Consider the following 14,446-nt stretch of genomic DNA (forward strand, 5'->3'; position numbering starts at 1 on the left):
ATACATTGCAGTTACGCAGCCGGGGTTATTTGTACTGAATCTGAGCTAATACGGAGCGTTGTTTGCCCTTATGCATATTGAACTACAACATATTTTGTCACAGATCAGCCTGAATCCGGATATTGATAAGGGTGACCTTAGTGCCAGTAACCGGCTTATTTTACAGGGTATTACCAGCGGGCTTGGCACCGATCGTGCCAGCGTTTGGTTAATGTCGTCTGACAAACAGCAAATGCATTGTGCTTACTTACTGGACTGCGATACCCATCACACTGAGCCGGATATCACCTTATCACGGCAAGATTTTCCGAATTATTTCTCTGCCTTGGACCTGGAACGTAATATCGTTGCGCAAGACGCCCACACCCATCCACAAACAAGCGAATTTTCAGCGCCTTACCTCACACCACTACAAATATGCTCTATGCTGGACACGCCTATCCGGCATCATGGTGTGATGGTAGGTATTATTTGTATTGAGCACCGCCAAGCCAAACATTGGCAAACGGACGAAATTGTGTTTGCCGGCTTTCTTGCCGACATCTATGGCCGGGCGCTCAGTGCCTCTGAGCGGATGCGGTATCAGTGTGAACTGGAACAGCTCAATAGTGGTCTTGAACAGATTATCAGCCAGCGTACTCAGGAGCTGACACAATCGCTGGAACAGTTGCAACATACCCAGCGACGCTTAATTGAAGTAGAAAAGATGGCCAGCTTAGGCCGGCTGGTGGCCGGTATTGCGCATGAAATCAATACACCATTGGGGGTAGCGGTTACCGCTAACAGCCATGCCGAAACCACTTTGTCAGCCCTGGAAAAGCTGTTTCAGGCCGGCCAGCTTACCCGGCAGCAATTCAGCCAAAGCGGCGCGGCGATTAAAAGCAGTATCGCCATGGTAAATACCAACTTACAACGTGCTGTTGATTTGGTTAACAGCTTTAAGCAGACGGCAGCCGGTGGCGCCGACCAGCAGCCGGAGTCGCTGCAGCTCAGCCGCTTTGTGCCTAAGGTATTGTCCAGCGTAGAGTCGTTGCTGAAACAACATCAGATTGAAGTACAACTGCAGCTGCCACCAACATTGACTGTTCAAAGTTTTGCCAGCCCGTTGGCAACCATCCTGACACGGTTAATTGAAAATGCCTGCCAGCATGCGTTTGCTGCGCAAAGCGCACGCCAAATTGTGATCCGTGCCAGCAAAAATGCCTACAGCTGGCAGCTGGAGGTGGCAGATAACGGCAGAGGCATGACAGCTGATGAGCTGAACAGGGCTTTCGAGCCATTTTTTACCACCCAGCGTAACCGCGGCGCCAAAGGCCTGGGGCTGACACTGGTGTTTAATCTGGTGTCACATTTACTGCAAGGTGAAGTCAGCCTGCGCAATACCGACACAGGCTGTGTCGTTAGCTTAACCTGCCCGCTGACTATCGACGCTACAGCCTGACCGTTAAACCATCCGCCAACGCTTTGCGATAGGCCAATATGCCGGGCAGCGTTGCTAACAGTGCCGATAACAGCAAAATGCCAGCGGCCCAATACAGGGTAGTCAGTTTAACAATGTTGAGGCTGATAAACAGGCCAAAGTCTGCTGCCAGCGTATCTTGCAGCAGATATAAACTCAGCAGCAGCAAAGCGGCAGCCGATAACATAGACAACAAGGTTACCAGTAATACCTCAAGCTGAATAAGCACAAACAAATACCACGGGTGTGCCCCGGTGGCGCGTAAAATGGCCATTTCACGTTGCCGCTCTTTCATCGATGCCAGTAAGGTGGTGATCATCCCCACCAGCGCCGCCAGCAAAACCAACAGACTGATCAGTAACAACAGGTTCTCTACCATGCTTAGCATTTGCCACAGCTCGGCCAACGCCACGCCGGGCAAAATAGCCGACAGCGGTTCGTTTTTATACTCATTGATTTGCCGCTGCAACGTAAAGGTGGCCATGCGCGATTTTAACCCCACCATAAAAGCAGTAATGGATTTCGGCGTTAAATCCATCGCCAATACCTGGTCGCTGCTCAGTTGCCTGCCCGGCATGGGGGCACCCTGCTGCCAGTCCAGGTGAATAGCTTCTATTGCTTCCAGGCTGACATGCACCGTTTGGTCAACCGGCGTGCCTGTGGGAGCCAAAATGCCGGCCACGGTAAAAGGTTTGTCTTTGTGCTGGCTAAAACTGACGGCGCCAACGCCATGCGACAACTCAATTTGCTCACCCAACTTATAACCTAACTTCACCGCCACTTCGGCGCCCAGCACAGTATCAAATACACCGTCAAATGCCTTGCCCTGCGCCAAAACCAGTGGCTGGCTGTTGGCATAGCGGTAATGATTAAAATAGTCGCCGTTGGTGCCCATCACACGGTAACCCCGATGTGAGTCGCCCAGCGATATCGGAATACTCCAGCTTATTTGCGGATGTTTAATAATACGCTGATAGGTTGGCCAACTGATATTGGCGGTAGCATTGCCGATGCGAAATACCGAGTACAGCAACAAATTAAGCTGACCGGAACGGGCGCCAACGATTAAATCGGTACCGGATACGGTGCTGGTAAAGCTGTTTTTGGCTTCAGTGCGTAAATGATCTATACCCAACAACAAGGCAATACTTATTGTCAACGATAACCAGGTCATCAGCACTGTGCCGCGCCGGTTCCATAAACTTAACCGCGCCAGTTTCATCAGCATGGTTGTACTCCTTTGGCTAACTGCTGCATATCCAGCTGAGTATGAAAATACTGTGTCAGACTCTGATCGTGGCTGACAAAAATAACAGTGCAGCCATTAGCATCGGCTTCTGCCAGCATTACACGCATAAAAGCATCGCGGTTGTCGCTGTCCAGTGCAGAGGTAGGCTCATCAGCTATCAACAAGGTCGGTTTTGGCAATAATGCCCTGGCAATGGCCACCCGTTGTTGTTGGCCTACGCTAAGCTGATTAGCTGCTTTATGCCATAAGTCCTGTTGCAGCCCGAGGCGTTGCAATAAGGTTTTAGCACGGCTTAACGCCTCGGTTTTGCTTTGCCCGGCAAAATGGCTGCTAAGCAGGGTATTGTCCAGCACCGACAAATACGGGATCAGGTTAAGCTGTTGAAATACCACACCAATGTATTTCGCCCTTAAGGTATCGCGGGCACTGCTGCTTAAAATGTGCAGCGGCTTGCCGTTAACATACAGCTCACCGCTGGCAGGCCGCGTAATACCGCAAAGTAAATTCAATAAGGTGGTTTTACCGCTGCCGGAGGCACCACGGACAAATAAATGCTGGCCGCGGGCCAAAACCAACTGTGGCAGATGCAGCTGCCAACCACCGCTTTGGTAGTAAAACAGCAACTGTTTGAGCTCAATAGCAGGAATTTTCGGCTTGTCAGTCACAGGCGCTCTCAGTGTCATGTTATGATATCGGCGTTTTTTGCCATTATGCCAACTTAGGGAGGCGAGCTCCAATGCTACGGACGTTATCTGTTGCGTTATACCTGACACTGGTCGCATGTTTTTCTGTCGCACTTAGTGCAAGCGAGGTTAAAACCCTTGAATGGACCGATTTAATGCCGGAAGAAGATTTAAAGCTGTTAGAGCAAATGCCGCAAGTGCAGCATGATTACAGCCAGCCATCGCCGTTTGATGATGACTATAAAGGCGATGATCCGGCCGCACAGCAATGGCAGCAAATTATGAACTCCGCCAAGGTGGTGGAAAAGTATAATAATACCAAGGTGCGGGTACCGGGTTTTATTGTACCGCTGGAATTTGATGGCGAGCAAAATGTTACCAGCTTCTTTTTAGTGCCTTATTTTGGCGCCTGTATTCACGTGCCACCGCCGCCGCCAAACCAGATGATTTTCGTCAACGGTGCCAAAGGCCTGAAAGCCGACATGATTTACTCGCCATTCTGGATCAGCGGCACCCTGACCACTGATGTGATGACACATGATTTAGGCCAGGCCGCTTACAGCCTGAAAGTAGATAAAGTAGAAGAATATACCTATTGAGAAAACGGCAGCTTAAGCTGCCGTTTTTGTTTCAACCTTACTGAAAACGTATGGTACTGCTGCTTAATGCTGCCTGTGATGCACCTTGCTGGCCGTTGATAATCCACTGAATATCCATATGCTCCAGTGTTGGCAGCAGGCTGAAAATAGTTAGTTGTAACTCGTTGAGCCGCGCCGGACGCTGACATAACAGTTGATAATTGGCATAAAAATCGGCATGGCCTTTATTGGCCTGCAGCTCTGTCAGATCAGTACTGGCTTCTGCCATCACCAGCTCACAGTTGGCGTCGGTATTAAAACTAAACCATTGCGCCTGATTAAACACCTCTATGGCCGCTGTCACTTCCTGCTGTTGCTCTGTTGTGCCGGGCTTGTGCTCAAACCCCACTATACTTTGCGCTGCCGACTGAAACGCCAATTGCATTTCATTACCTTCCAGCACCAGGGTTAGCACGGCATGGCCATGCACATGCGCCCCCAAAGCTACCATGTCTGTCTCGTCATCATGCTCGTGCTGCTGATCATGCTCGTGATCGTGGTCATGTTTTTGCTCAGATACAGCATGCTGTAACGGTTGCACCGGGTGTACTGCCGATTGCTCAGCAAAGGCTGTAGCAGTTAAGGCACTAAGTATGGTTAAAGCAGCAGGTAAATACATAGCAAGATCCGTAACGTAATCAGAGTTCCCATCATAGCGCCTCCCCCTGCTGATGCAAACGCCTGTATCACTATGCCTGCATAAAAAATGCTGCCGGTTGGCAGCATTTTTTCTCCGGTCATGCCGGTTTACCGCCTGAAACGGCGTAAAAATAACATGCCTAAACCAAATAACGCCAAACCGGCAGGTTCAGGTACCGGCAAAGCCCGTGATGTGATATTAAACCGGGCCCGGAAGTTGTTTACCTGATCTTCAACCGTAACAAAGCCATAACAGCCGGAGTCAACAGATGCTGCAGCACAGGCTTCATCAGACAAGAGGCCACCTCCTTCTAAAGATATGTTTATCGTGTAAGCATAACCATCAAAATTAAAGGCTTGCAGCAAACTGTCCGGCGATGCAATAGCAAAGATATCACCGCAGCCATTGATATTAGCGCCACTGCCGTTGCTGCCACCGTCCGGGCATAAGTCAAGGTTATTTGTAGTCTCCAAAAAATCAATCATAAAAGTGATAGCAGGAGGAGTGTAAGATGGCCCAGCCGCCGGCATATTCGGAGTAAGCATTAAAATAGTCTGCATTTGCACGCTGAGTAATGAAGGTGCAAAGATAGGAAAATTATTATGTGTCAATAATAACCCATCAACATCATTACCAAAGCTATCTACCTGTCCTACCGTGGCATCTGACAGCAAAAATGACGATAAAGGCCCGCCATCTACCGGCTGTCCCCACGTTAACGATTTATACCAGTCATTTGATACATCATAGCCACCTGCAGTTACGCCTGCGGCAGGGGCCCAACTGTTGTTAACAAAACCAGCGTCAACCTGATAGTCCCACAACGTGATCATTGCTGCCTGAGCAGTACCGCAAGTCAAAGCCAGAGTAGCTAACCCTGCTAAATAAGTATGTTTCATCCTGAAGTTCCTTCTTGTTAAACAGCCGGTACAGACTGCTTGCAGCAGTCAAAAAGCATATTCGGTGCCAAATGTTAACAATATACCCCATCATATTGATTGTTAACCGGAAAAAATATCAGACAACACGGATATCGACAGTAAAAATTCTGTAGATGTAAATTACGCTGACAATACATAACGCTACAAAGAAAATCATACTGATCTGCAGAGGTTGCAGGCTGCGTATTAGCCATATCAGTACGTGCAGACCTTATTTATGGCCAACCTTATTATTATCCTGGGTGATCAGCTCAGCCCTGCGCTGCCCGGCTTACGCGACGCCCAAGCGGATGATGTCATCCTGCTGGCAGAAGTTGGTGCCGAAGCCGGCTATGTACAGCACCATAAACATAAAATTATTCTTATTTTCAGTGCCATGCGCCATTTCTCTGCGGTATTGCAACAGCAAGGCGTACAACTTTGTTATATCAGATATGGTGCTGTACCGGACATCCACAGCATGACAGATGCTGTGCGTTATGCGCTGCAACAGCACCCGGAACTGGACGGTCTGCTGGTTACACAGTGCGGCGAGTACCGCTTACAACAGGAAATAAACAGCTGGCAGCAGCAGTTTTCGCTGCCACTGCATATAGCAGATGACGACCGTTTTATTTGCAGTGCCGCGCGGTTCAACGCCTGGGCCGGGGATAAAAAGCAACTGCGGATGGAGTACTTTTACCGCGATATGCGCCGCTACACCGGCCTGCTAATGCAAGGTGATACACCCGAAGGCGGTAAGTGGAACTATGACGCTGATAACCGTAAACCCTGCCCCGCGGATTTACCGCAAATTCCGCCGCTGCGTTTTGCCCCTGATGCTCTTACCCTGGAGGTGATAGCGCTGGTTGACCAGCAGTTTGCCGGCAATATGGGCAATGGCGACAATTTCAGCTATGCCGTAACCGGCAAAGACGCGCGGCGGGCCTTTTTACATTTTGTTGAGCAGCAACTGCCGGTGTTTGGCGACTATCAGGATGCGATGCTGCTGGATCAGCCGTTTTTGTTTCACAGTATTTGCTCCATGTATTTAAACTGCGGCTTGTTGGATGTGCGTTGGATGTGTAACAAAGTACAGCAAGCTTATCAGCAGGGCTTGGTGCCGTTAAACGCCGCTGAGGGCTTTATCCGCCAGTTAATTGGCTGGCGTGAATATGTTCGCGGCCTGTACTGGCTGCTGATGCCGGATTACAAACAGCATAACGCGTTAAACGCTGAACGCGCTCTGCCGGGGTTTTACTGGCATGGCAACACGCAAATGCGCTGTATGCAGCAAGCGGTGCAGCACACTATTGAGCATGCTTACTCGCATCATATTCAACGCTTGATGATCACCGGCAACTTTGCGCTGTTGGCGGGTTTGTCGGTTGAGCAGGTAACCGACTGGTATCTGGCCGTTTACGCCGATGCTTACGAATGGGTAGAGCTGCCCAATACCCTTGGCATGGCGCTGTTTGCCGATGGCGGCGTGCTGGCTTCAAAGCCCTATGCCGCTAGTGGCGCTTATATTAACCGCATGAGTAACTACTGCAAAAACTGCGCTTATAACGTTAAACGCACTACCGAAACCGATGCCTGCCCGTTTAATGCGTTGTACTGGGATTTCCTCAACCGTAACCAACAACAGTTGGGCGCTAATCCGCGGCTGGCGTTGCCGTTTGCCAACTGGCATAAACGCAGCGACAACGATAAGGCGGCTATTTTGGCGAAAGCTGCCGACACACTAAACCGGCTGGAGCAGTTATGAGTGTCAGCTTAGTTTTGCTAAATGACACCTTACGCCTGCATGACAACCCGCTGCTTAATGCCTGTGCCGGGCCCAAAGTCGCGGTTGTCGTACTGAATAAAGCCGCTTTTTTTGGCCGCCAATATGGTTTAGCCCGCGCCAACCTGCAGCGCTTGCAGCAGCAATTGGCGCTAATAGCCGAACTAAAAACCGCACTGGCTGAACAGCAGATTGGTTTAATCACCTTGTTTGGCGACACCGCCTCCTGCATCACGCAGTTAGCACAGCGTATAAATGCCACGCGGCTGTATTGTGCAGAACCGGTAGCGCCGCATGAGCGCACTGCCTTGCAGCAACTGGCAACGCGGTTTAGCGTCACACAGCTCGATTGCAACTCGCTGCTGGGCGGCGCACTGCGGCCGCAGCTGAGCAGCCTGCCGCACAGCTTTACGCCATTTCGCAAACAACTAGAGCCGCTGCTAATGGTCAGTGAACCGGTAACACCCTTGCCAAATGCCGGTGACTGGCTGTCGCCAATAGCAGCAGAGCTCTACAACAGCGAATTTGCCGCACTGCAGCAGCAATATCAGGCACAGCAGCCGGATGCTGCGGCCGGTGAACAGGCAGCGCTGGCACGGCTTGAGTATTTTATCTGGCAGGGCCGGCATATTCTGCATTACAAAGACAGCCGCAACCAGCTGTCGGGCAGCGACTATGCCAGTTTTTGCTCTGCCCCGCTGGCAAGCGGTGGCTTATCAGTACGTTGGTTATGGCAGCAAATTGTTCAGTTTGAAACACAGGTAGCAGCGAATGAATCCACCTACTGGCTTAAGTTTGAGCTTTTGTGGCGCGAGTTTTTCCGTTGGCAGTTTCGCAAACACGGCGCGCGCTGGTTTAGCAAGGGCGCAATCAAAGGCAGGCTTGATTTTAGCGCCCCTACACTGAACAGTGCGCAGCAAGCCGCCTTTAACCGTTGGTGCAACGCCGAAACCAGCATGGCTTTTATTGATGCCAATATGCGCCTGCTGAACCAAAGCGGTTTAATGAGTAACCGCGGCCGGCAGAATGTCGCCAGCTATCTGGTGCACGACCTTGGCATAGATTGGCGTATGGGGGCGGCGTATTTTGAGCAACGTTTACTGGATTACGACTGTGCCAGTAACTGGGGCAACTGGGCTTATATCGCCGGTACCGGTAACAGCAGCGAGCGGCAGTTTAATGTGCAAAAGCAAGCACAACACTATGACCCGGATGGTGCTTTTGTCCGCCAAATGCTGACGGTACAGCAACCATGACCGCATTGGTATGGTTTAAGCGCGATTTACGTATTGATGACCATCAGCCGCTGTTTCAGGCGGCCAAAACCGGCGCAGTACTGCCGCTGTATATTATCGAACCGGACTACTGGCAACAGAGCGATGTATCACTGCGCCACTGGCAGTTTGTCGCGCCGGCACTGCAGCAATTAAACCGGCAGTTAACCGCCCTCGGCCAACCACTATTGGTGATAAAAGGCCCGGCTACAGCAGTGCTGCGCCGGTTATGCCGGCAATTTGCCATCAGCAGTGTACACAGCCATGAAGAAACCGGTAACCTCTGGACCTATCAACGCGATCTGGCCGTTAAGCGCCTGCTGCATGAGCTGAATATCCCCTGGCAGCAATATCGCCAGTTCGCCATTTTTCGCAAATTAGCCGACAGGGATAACTGGTTTAATCTGGCTGACAACTGGTTGAAATCCGCACCGGCACCGGCTGTTACCCGGCTGGCTTTTGTAACTGACAGCCAATGGGATTTGTCTGAGCTTGCGCCTCATCGCAAAACCGACCTGCCGCTTTGCACTACAGTGCAAAACGCAAACGCCGCCCAAGATACGCTAAGTAGCTTTTTGCAGCTGCGCTGCGTCGATTATCGCCGGCATATTTCATTGCCGGCAAAAGCAGTACACAGCTGCTCCAGGCTCAGCCCTTATATCAGCTATGGCCAGCTTAGCCTGCGCCGCTTGCAACAACAGACCTTTTTGGTGTCCAAACACAGCACTGAGCAACGCCGGCAACAGGGTTTACAGGCGTTTTTCAGCCGGCTGCGCTGGCATTGCCATTTTATGCAAAAGCTGGAGGATGAGCCGGCAATCGAGTTTTTTAATATGCACCGTGGTTTTGATGGCCTGCGGGAAAACGACTTTAACCCCGCCTTGTTTCAAGCCTGGCAAACCGGCCATAGTGGCTATCCGCTGATCGATGCCGCTATGCGCAGCTTGCTCGCTACCGGCTGGCTGCATTTTCGAGCCCGCGCCATGCTGGTGGCTTTTGCCAGTTATCACTTGTGGCTGCATTGGCGGCCGCTGGCGCTGCATTTGGCACAGTGTTTTGTCGACTACGAACCAGGTATTCATTACGCGCAAATGCAGATGCAGGCCGGCACCACCGGTATTAACCCGAACCGGATGTATAACCCGGTAAAACAAAGCCAACAAAAAGATGCCGACGGCCGCTTTATCCGCCAGTGGTTGCCCGAGCTGCGCCAGGTACCGGATAGTTGGTTGCACACGCCCTGGCTAATGCCTGCCGCGCTGCAACAACGTTATGCTTGTGTGATAGAGCTTGATTACCCACTGCCGATAGTTGATTTGCAGCAGGCTCAGCAACACGCCAGGGCCCGGCTTAGCCAGTGGTTGAAACAGCATGACAAACTGCACTGGCAACAACAAAAACAAGCAGTATTTGTGCGCCACGCCAGCCGTAAACGTCCGGTGGCTAAGGCAGTGTTAAATCGTCAGCAATTGAGCTTTGACTGGTGATCAGCGTTTCGCCGCTTGCAAAGTTTGTGGCGGCTGTTGCTCCAGCCATTGCACGGTTTGCCAGATGGCGCTGATTGCCATCTCAAGAAAATCCGCTTCAATGCGCTGCCAGGTGTCGTCAGGCGTGTGATAATGCGGGTGCTCCTGGCCACCGAAAAACAAATACGGGATACCGGCGCGATAAAAAGGCCCGTGATCGCTGGCATTGGGCCAGTCATAGCGCGGGTTATTACGTGCCATACGGCCAGGGCCGCGATGGTGCAAAAACTGCAGTTTGCTAAAATCCTTTGCCAACTGCGCTGTTAAAGCCGGATAGCGCCGGGCACCGGTCAGGTACAGCCTGCCACGCCGGTCAGCGCGGCTAATCATGTCCAAATTCAGGTTCAGCACGATGTTTTCTACCGGCACCGGCGGTGCAGCAACAAAGGCTTTGCTGCCGTGTAAACCGCCTTCTTCTGCATCAGTAGCGAGGAAAATATACGAATAAGCAGGACAAACAGCACTTAACCTGGCGGCCAGTTCCAGCATGGCAGCCACGCCCGAGGCGTTATCATCAGCGCCATGGAATATTTTCCGGCCCTGTTTACCCAAATGGTCATAATGTGCGGTAATAACGATAAATTGCTGCGGATAGGTGCAGCCGGGTTGATACGCCAGTATGTTAACACCGGTTTTCTTCTGACCGCGCCCGTAGCTGAAGTTTTGCCGGTAACCGTTACTGAATGTAGCCAACTGCAACTGAGTGTATCGCTCAACAATAAACTGCTGCGCCAGCTCTGCTCCGGCAGTACCGGTTTTGCGGCCTTGCATCTGTACAGCACTTAACTGCTGAATATCGGCCAGTACGTCTGCTTTAGATATATAACTGTATTGCAGACAAGACGACAAAAACAGCCAAAACAGAAGATTAGATCGCATCCTCATCTTCTTCGCCAGTACGGATCCGGATCACGCGCTCAACTTCAAACACAAAAATCTTACCATCACCAATACGGCCGGTTTGTGCGGTTTTCATAATGGCCTCTACACAACGCTCTACCTGCTCATCCGGCACCACGATTTCCAACTTCACCTTGGGCAGAAAATCCACCATATACTCAGCGCCACGATACAGTTCAGTGTGGCCTTTTTGCCGGCCGAAGCCTTTTACCTCTGTAACTGTCATACCGGTAATACTGATATCTGCCAGCGCTTCACGCACATCATCCAGCTTAAAAGGTTTAATAATGGCTTCAATTTTTTTCATTGCAGTTTCCGTCTGTTAAGCAGCAGTGTTAGCGGCAGTATAATACAAGCTACTATGCTGTTCAGCAGTTAATCGATAAGAATCACTTGATCTGCCAAGGGTAAAGCGCGGTAAGATAGCGTGATACTTTGCAGCAGAGGCCACAATACTATGAATGCAGCCGAAATCATCGAAGAAATGCGGGTATTACCGCAGATAGATCCGCAATTTGAGATCCGTCGCCGGGTCGACTTTATTAAACAACGCCTGAGCGCGTCCGGTATGAAGACGCTGGTGCTTGGCATTAGCGGCGGCATTGACTCCACTACCTGCGGCCGTCTGGCGCAACTGGCGGTAGACGAGTTGAACCAAAGCGGCAGTGGTTATCAGTTTGTTGCGGTACGCCTGCCTTATGCCACACAAAAAGATGAAGCCGAAGCCCAACTGGCGGTAGACTTTATTCAACCCACTAAAGCCCTATCCGTTAATGTGCAACCTGGTGCTGATGCCATTCACCAGGCCACCTGGAGTGCTATGGCGGCTCAGGAAATGGCCACCGCTACTGATACACAGGCAGATTTCGCCAAAGGCAATGTTAAAGCCCGTACGCGGATGGTTATTCAGTATCATATTGCCGCCTTACTGGGTGGTTTGGTGTTGGGCACTGACCATTCCGCTGAAAACATTACCGGCTTTTATACCAAGTGGGGCGATGGCGCCTGTGATTTAGCGCCGCTGTTTGGCTTAAGCAAACGCCAGGTAAGGCTGGTGGGTAAAACCCTGGGTGCACCTGACCTGTTGGTTGGAAAAACACCGACTGCAGATCTGGAATGCATGGCACCGCAAAAGGCGGATGAAGCAGCGCTGGGGCTAACCTACGAGCAAATAGATGATTTCCTCGAAGGTAAAGCTGTTGCCGCTGATGTCAGTGCTAAATTAATCGCCATTTATCAGAAAACCCAGCACAAACGTCAACCTATCCCCACCCCTTACGACTAAGCTGGTTGCAGCATTAAAATATTTAATGCTGCATTTATTTTACATTTATTCAATAAATACTATGCTTTTTGCATTGCACCGCTGTTGCTGAGAAGCTGCTATGCCACAACCTTTACGACAAGGGTTTAGCCTGATTGAATTGCTGGTAACGTTAGCCGTGCTGACTATTCTGATCAGCAGCACTATGCCGGCACTGGCGGAATTTATTGAACGGCAACGCGCCAGCGCTTATGTGCGCCAGTTCAGTCAGCATTTAGCTTACGCCCGGGTGGCCGCCACCAGCAGTAATTTAGCGGTGCAGTTGTGTCCCTATGAAGATGGTGAATGTGCAGCAGACTGGCAGCACTTGCCGCTGCAGCTGAATTTGCTTTATCCGGATCCCGGCGAAAAGAAGTTGCTACGGGAAATTGCGCCGGTTTACGCTGCACATCGCTTGCACTATAACCGCAGTGCAGTAACGTTTCGTCGTGATGGCAGTTTAAATGGCTTTGAAAACGGTACTTTTTATTACTGCCCGCAAACACAGTATCAATGGCATTACCGTATGACACTTAACCAGGCCGGACGTGGCCGGCTGACCGAGTTAGCAGAACCCTGCCCGACTAACTAATCCCAACAGGCCAGGCTATGTGGATATTGCACATTGCGCTGACCAAACTGATTAACGCTATAGAACAAACAATCACTATCTGAACGCTGTAACCCTTCAGCCTCTGCCGTTATGTCAAACGCCAGATTAGCTTCTGACAGCTGTATTTGAAACTCATAACGCTCTGACGGGCTAAGCGCAGCGCCACCCAACGCAGACAAATCGTCAGTATAGACACCATAATCCGCCAGATACTGCTCCTGTGCTGCAGCCAGTTGCAGTAGTTGCGCTGTCGCTTCGGCGCGGTAAGTTCTTAATACATATTGTTGATAAGACGGATAACATATTGCTGCCAGGATACCCAACACCGCCAACGCGACCAGTAACTCAAGCAAACTAAACCCGCGCCGTACATTACACATTTTAATGTGCTCCTTGTTCAGTCTGGTAGGTAGCAAGCCGGAGAGTAACGGGAAACTGCGCCGCCGTTAGCGGTGTCACGCAATCTGCACATTCATCGGTTATGGCTTTTAAGTCAGTTAATAAAAGCTGCTGTTGCTGATCGTGCTGCAGGCTAAGCTCAAGCTCTCCGCTGCTATTCTTTTGCAATACCAGTTCAGCGTTATCTATAGCGCTGATATCCCACTGCCTTCTGGCATAAACTAAACCGGCATGATGCAAATGTACCGCGTACAGCTGAGATACCGCGTCATCAGCCAAACTACAGTCAGCTCTGAGCTGCGTTTCAGCGGCAGAGGTTAGATAAATTACCCCGGCGTATACTTGTGGCACAGCAGTTAAGCGTTGATCCAGCTGTATATACCAGCCAGCGCCTTGTTGAATTTGCTGCCATAACTGTTCAGCAATGCCGTAGCGTTGTTCATCGGCACTCACAACAGTTCTGTCAATCAGGTCAGCCAACTGCAGTGGGCTTTGCCTGTGCCTCTGGTGCTTAACAGCCAGCAATAAATCGCCGGCGGGCATCGTCGCTGTCAACAGCAGCATGGTTTGCTGTTGCATCAGGCCAGCGCTGTGCGGTGCCAACATTTGTACCAGTTGCAACGGCTGCGTAAACCGGGCTTGCGTGTCACTAAAGTCTGCCAGTAACTCTACCGCTTCGAACCCCCGGCTGTTTATCGTTACAAACCACAGCAATCCGCGGCTGTCCACTACGTAGACGGCATCTGCGCTACCATCATAATTATGATCCAATACGACAGGCTGCGCTTTGATACTGCTGATTTGTCCCGTCGCTGTCGGCCAATCTGTCAGTTGATCAATCAACATAAAACTGTCGGCGCTATGTATTTTAAGCACACCGTCAGCTTCCGGCAGTTCAAGCTGAACATTATTGCTCAACAACACGCGCCTTGGCTGCTCATCGGCATTACCGGCTGCCAGGTTGGCCGCAACAGGCTCCGCTTCGTTTAAATTACAGCTGTTGGCCGTAGCGGTTAACAACAAACTAAACAGCGTAATAAGGTAACGTGTTGCCAT

At 50.8% G+C, this 14,446-nt stretch carries 15 protein-coding genes; 7 read left to right on the plus strand and 8 right to left on the minus strand.

Annotated elements, in window-relative coordinates:
- Positions 1 to 70: 70 nt before the first annotated feature.
- Positions 71 to 1,441, plus strand: a complete 1,371-nt coding sequence (locus Q8O77_RS16095) for a sensor histidine kinase (RefSeq protein ID WP_305555507.1) — start codon at positions 71 to 73, stop codon at positions 1,439 to 1,441.
- On the opposite strand, the gene Q8O77_RS16100 is transcribed toward Q8O77_RS16095, so the two are convergent.
- On the minus strand, positions 1,431 to 2,687 hold the full coding sequence (locus Q8O77_RS16100) for an ABC transporter permease (RefSeq protein ID WP_305555509.1): 1,257 nt from the start codon (positions 2,685 to 2,687) through the stop codon (positions 1,431 to 1,433). The genes Q8O77_RS16095 and Q8O77_RS16100 overlap by 11 nt on opposite strands.
- Positions 2,681 to 3,373 (minus strand): ABC transporter ATP-binding protein, encoded by a 693-nt coding sequence (locus tag Q8O77_RS16105; RefSeq protein WP_305555512.1) that lies wholly within the window; start codon positions 3,371 to 3,373, stop codon positions 2,681 to 2,683. The genes Q8O77_RS16100 and Q8O77_RS16105 overlap by 7 nt, the downstream gene beginning before the upstream one ends.
- 71 nt (positions 3,374 to 3,444) lie before the next feature.
- Here Q8O77_RS16105 and Q8O77_RS16110 point away from each other — a divergent pair, with 71 nt between their 5' ends.
- Positions 3,445 to 3,990 carry a DUF3299 domain-containing protein gene (locus Q8O77_RS16110; RefSeq protein WP_305555515.1) on the plus strand — a complete coding sequence of 182 codons (546 nt, stop codon included), beginning with the start codon at positions 3,445 to 3,447 and terminating at the stop codon, positions 3,988 to 3,990.
- A 37-nt stretch (positions 3,991 to 4,027) separates the two neighbouring features.
- Here Q8O77_RS16110 and Q8O77_RS16115 read toward each other — a convergent pair whose 3' ends face one another.
- The gene (locus Q8O77_RS16115) at positions 4,028 to 4,648 is read right to left on the minus strand and encodes a DUF2796 domain-containing protein (protein WP_305555518.1); all 621 of its coding nucleotides are present in this window, start codon (positions 4,646 to 4,648) and stop codon (positions 4,028 to 4,030) included.
- Between the two features lie 128 nt (positions 4,649 to 4,776).
- Entirely contained in the window at positions 4,777 to 5,568 is a 792-nt protein-coding gene (locus Q8O77_RS16120) for a THxN family PEP-CTERM protein (RefSeq protein ID WP_305555521.1), read from the minus strand.
- A 259-nt stretch (positions 5,569 to 5,827) separates the two neighbouring features.
- Here Q8O77_RS16120 and Q8O77_RS16125 point away from each other — a divergent pair, with 259 nt between their 5' ends.
- The 3 genes from Q8O77_RS16125 to Q8O77_RS16135 are packed head-to-tail and all read left to right on the plus strand — an operon-like array spanning position 5,828 to position 10,136.
- Entirely contained in the window at positions 5,828 to 7,357 is a 1,530-nt protein-coding gene (locus Q8O77_RS16125) for a cryptochrome/photolyase family protein (RefSeq protein ID WP_305555524.1), read from the plus strand.
- The gene (locus Q8O77_RS16130; RefSeq protein WP_305555527.1) at positions 7,354 to 8,631 is read left to right on the plus strand and encodes a DASH family cryptochrome; all 1,278 of its coding nucleotides are present in this window, start codon (positions 7,354 to 7,356) and stop codon (positions 8,629 to 8,631) included. The genes Q8O77_RS16125 and Q8O77_RS16130 overlap by 4 nt, the downstream gene beginning before the upstream one ends.
- Complete coding sequence (locus tag Q8O77_RS16135; protein WP_305555530.1) at positions 8,628 to 10,136, plus strand: deoxyribodipyrimidine photo-lyase; 1,509 nt, start codon at positions 8,628 to 8,630, stop codon at positions 10,134 to 10,136. The genes Q8O77_RS16130 and Q8O77_RS16135 overlap by 4 nt, the downstream gene beginning before the upstream one ends.
- Here the strand turns inward: Q8O77_RS16135 and Q8O77_RS16140 are convergent, their stop codons facing one another.
- Positions 10,137 to 11,054, minus strand: a complete 918-nt coding sequence (locus Q8O77_RS16140; protein ID WP_305555533.1) for a M28 family peptidase — start codon at positions 11,052 to 11,054, stop codon at positions 10,137 to 10,139.
- The gene (gene glnB / locus Q8O77_RS16145) at positions 11,044 to 11,382 is read right to left on the minus strand and encodes a nitrogen regulatory protein P-II (RefSeq protein ID WP_305555536.1); all 339 of its coding nucleotides are present in this window, start codon (positions 11,380 to 11,382) and stop codon (positions 11,044 to 11,046) included. The genes Q8O77_RS16140 and glnB overlap by 11 nt, the downstream gene beginning before the upstream one ends.
- 150 nt (positions 11,383 to 11,532) lie before the next feature.
- On the opposite strand from glnB, the gene nadE reads away from it, so the two are divergent.
- Positions 11,533 to 12,360: an ammonia-dependent NAD(+) synthetase gene (gene nadE, locus Q8O77_RS16150; RefSeq protein WP_305555539.1), complete on the plus strand. Its 828-nt coding sequence runs from the start codon at positions 11,533 to 11,535 to the stop codon at positions 12,358 to 12,360.
- Between the two features lie 100 nt (positions 12,361 to 12,460).
- A complete protein-coding gene (locus tag Q8O77_RS16155) occupies positions 12,461 to 12,970 on the plus strand; it encodes a GspH/FimT family pseudopilin (RefSeq protein ID WP_305555542.1) in 510 nt (169 codons plus the stop codon).
- On the opposite strand, the gene Q8O77_RS16160 is transcribed toward Q8O77_RS16155, so the two are convergent.
- Together Q8O77_RS16160 and Q8O77_RS16165 are read right to left on the minus strand one after the other, a co-directional pair.
- Positions 12,967 to 13,371 carry a type IV pilin protein gene (locus tag Q8O77_RS16160; RefSeq protein WP_305555545.1) on the minus strand — a complete coding sequence of 135 codons (405 nt, stop codon included), beginning with the start codon at positions 13,369 to 13,371 and terminating at the stop codon, positions 12,967 to 12,969. The genes Q8O77_RS16155 and Q8O77_RS16160 overlap by 4 nt on opposite strands.
- Position 13,372: 1 nt before the next feature.
- On the minus strand, positions 13,373 to 14,446 hold the full coding sequence (locus Q8O77_RS16165; protein ID WP_305555548.1) for a hypothetical protein: 1,074 nt from the start codon (positions 14,444 to 14,446) through the stop codon (positions 13,373 to 13,375).

This window comes from Rheinheimera sp. (genome assembly GCF_030690345.1).
Lineage (GTDB): Bacteria > Pseudomonadota > Gammaproteobacteria > Enterobacterales > Alteromonadaceae > Alishewanella.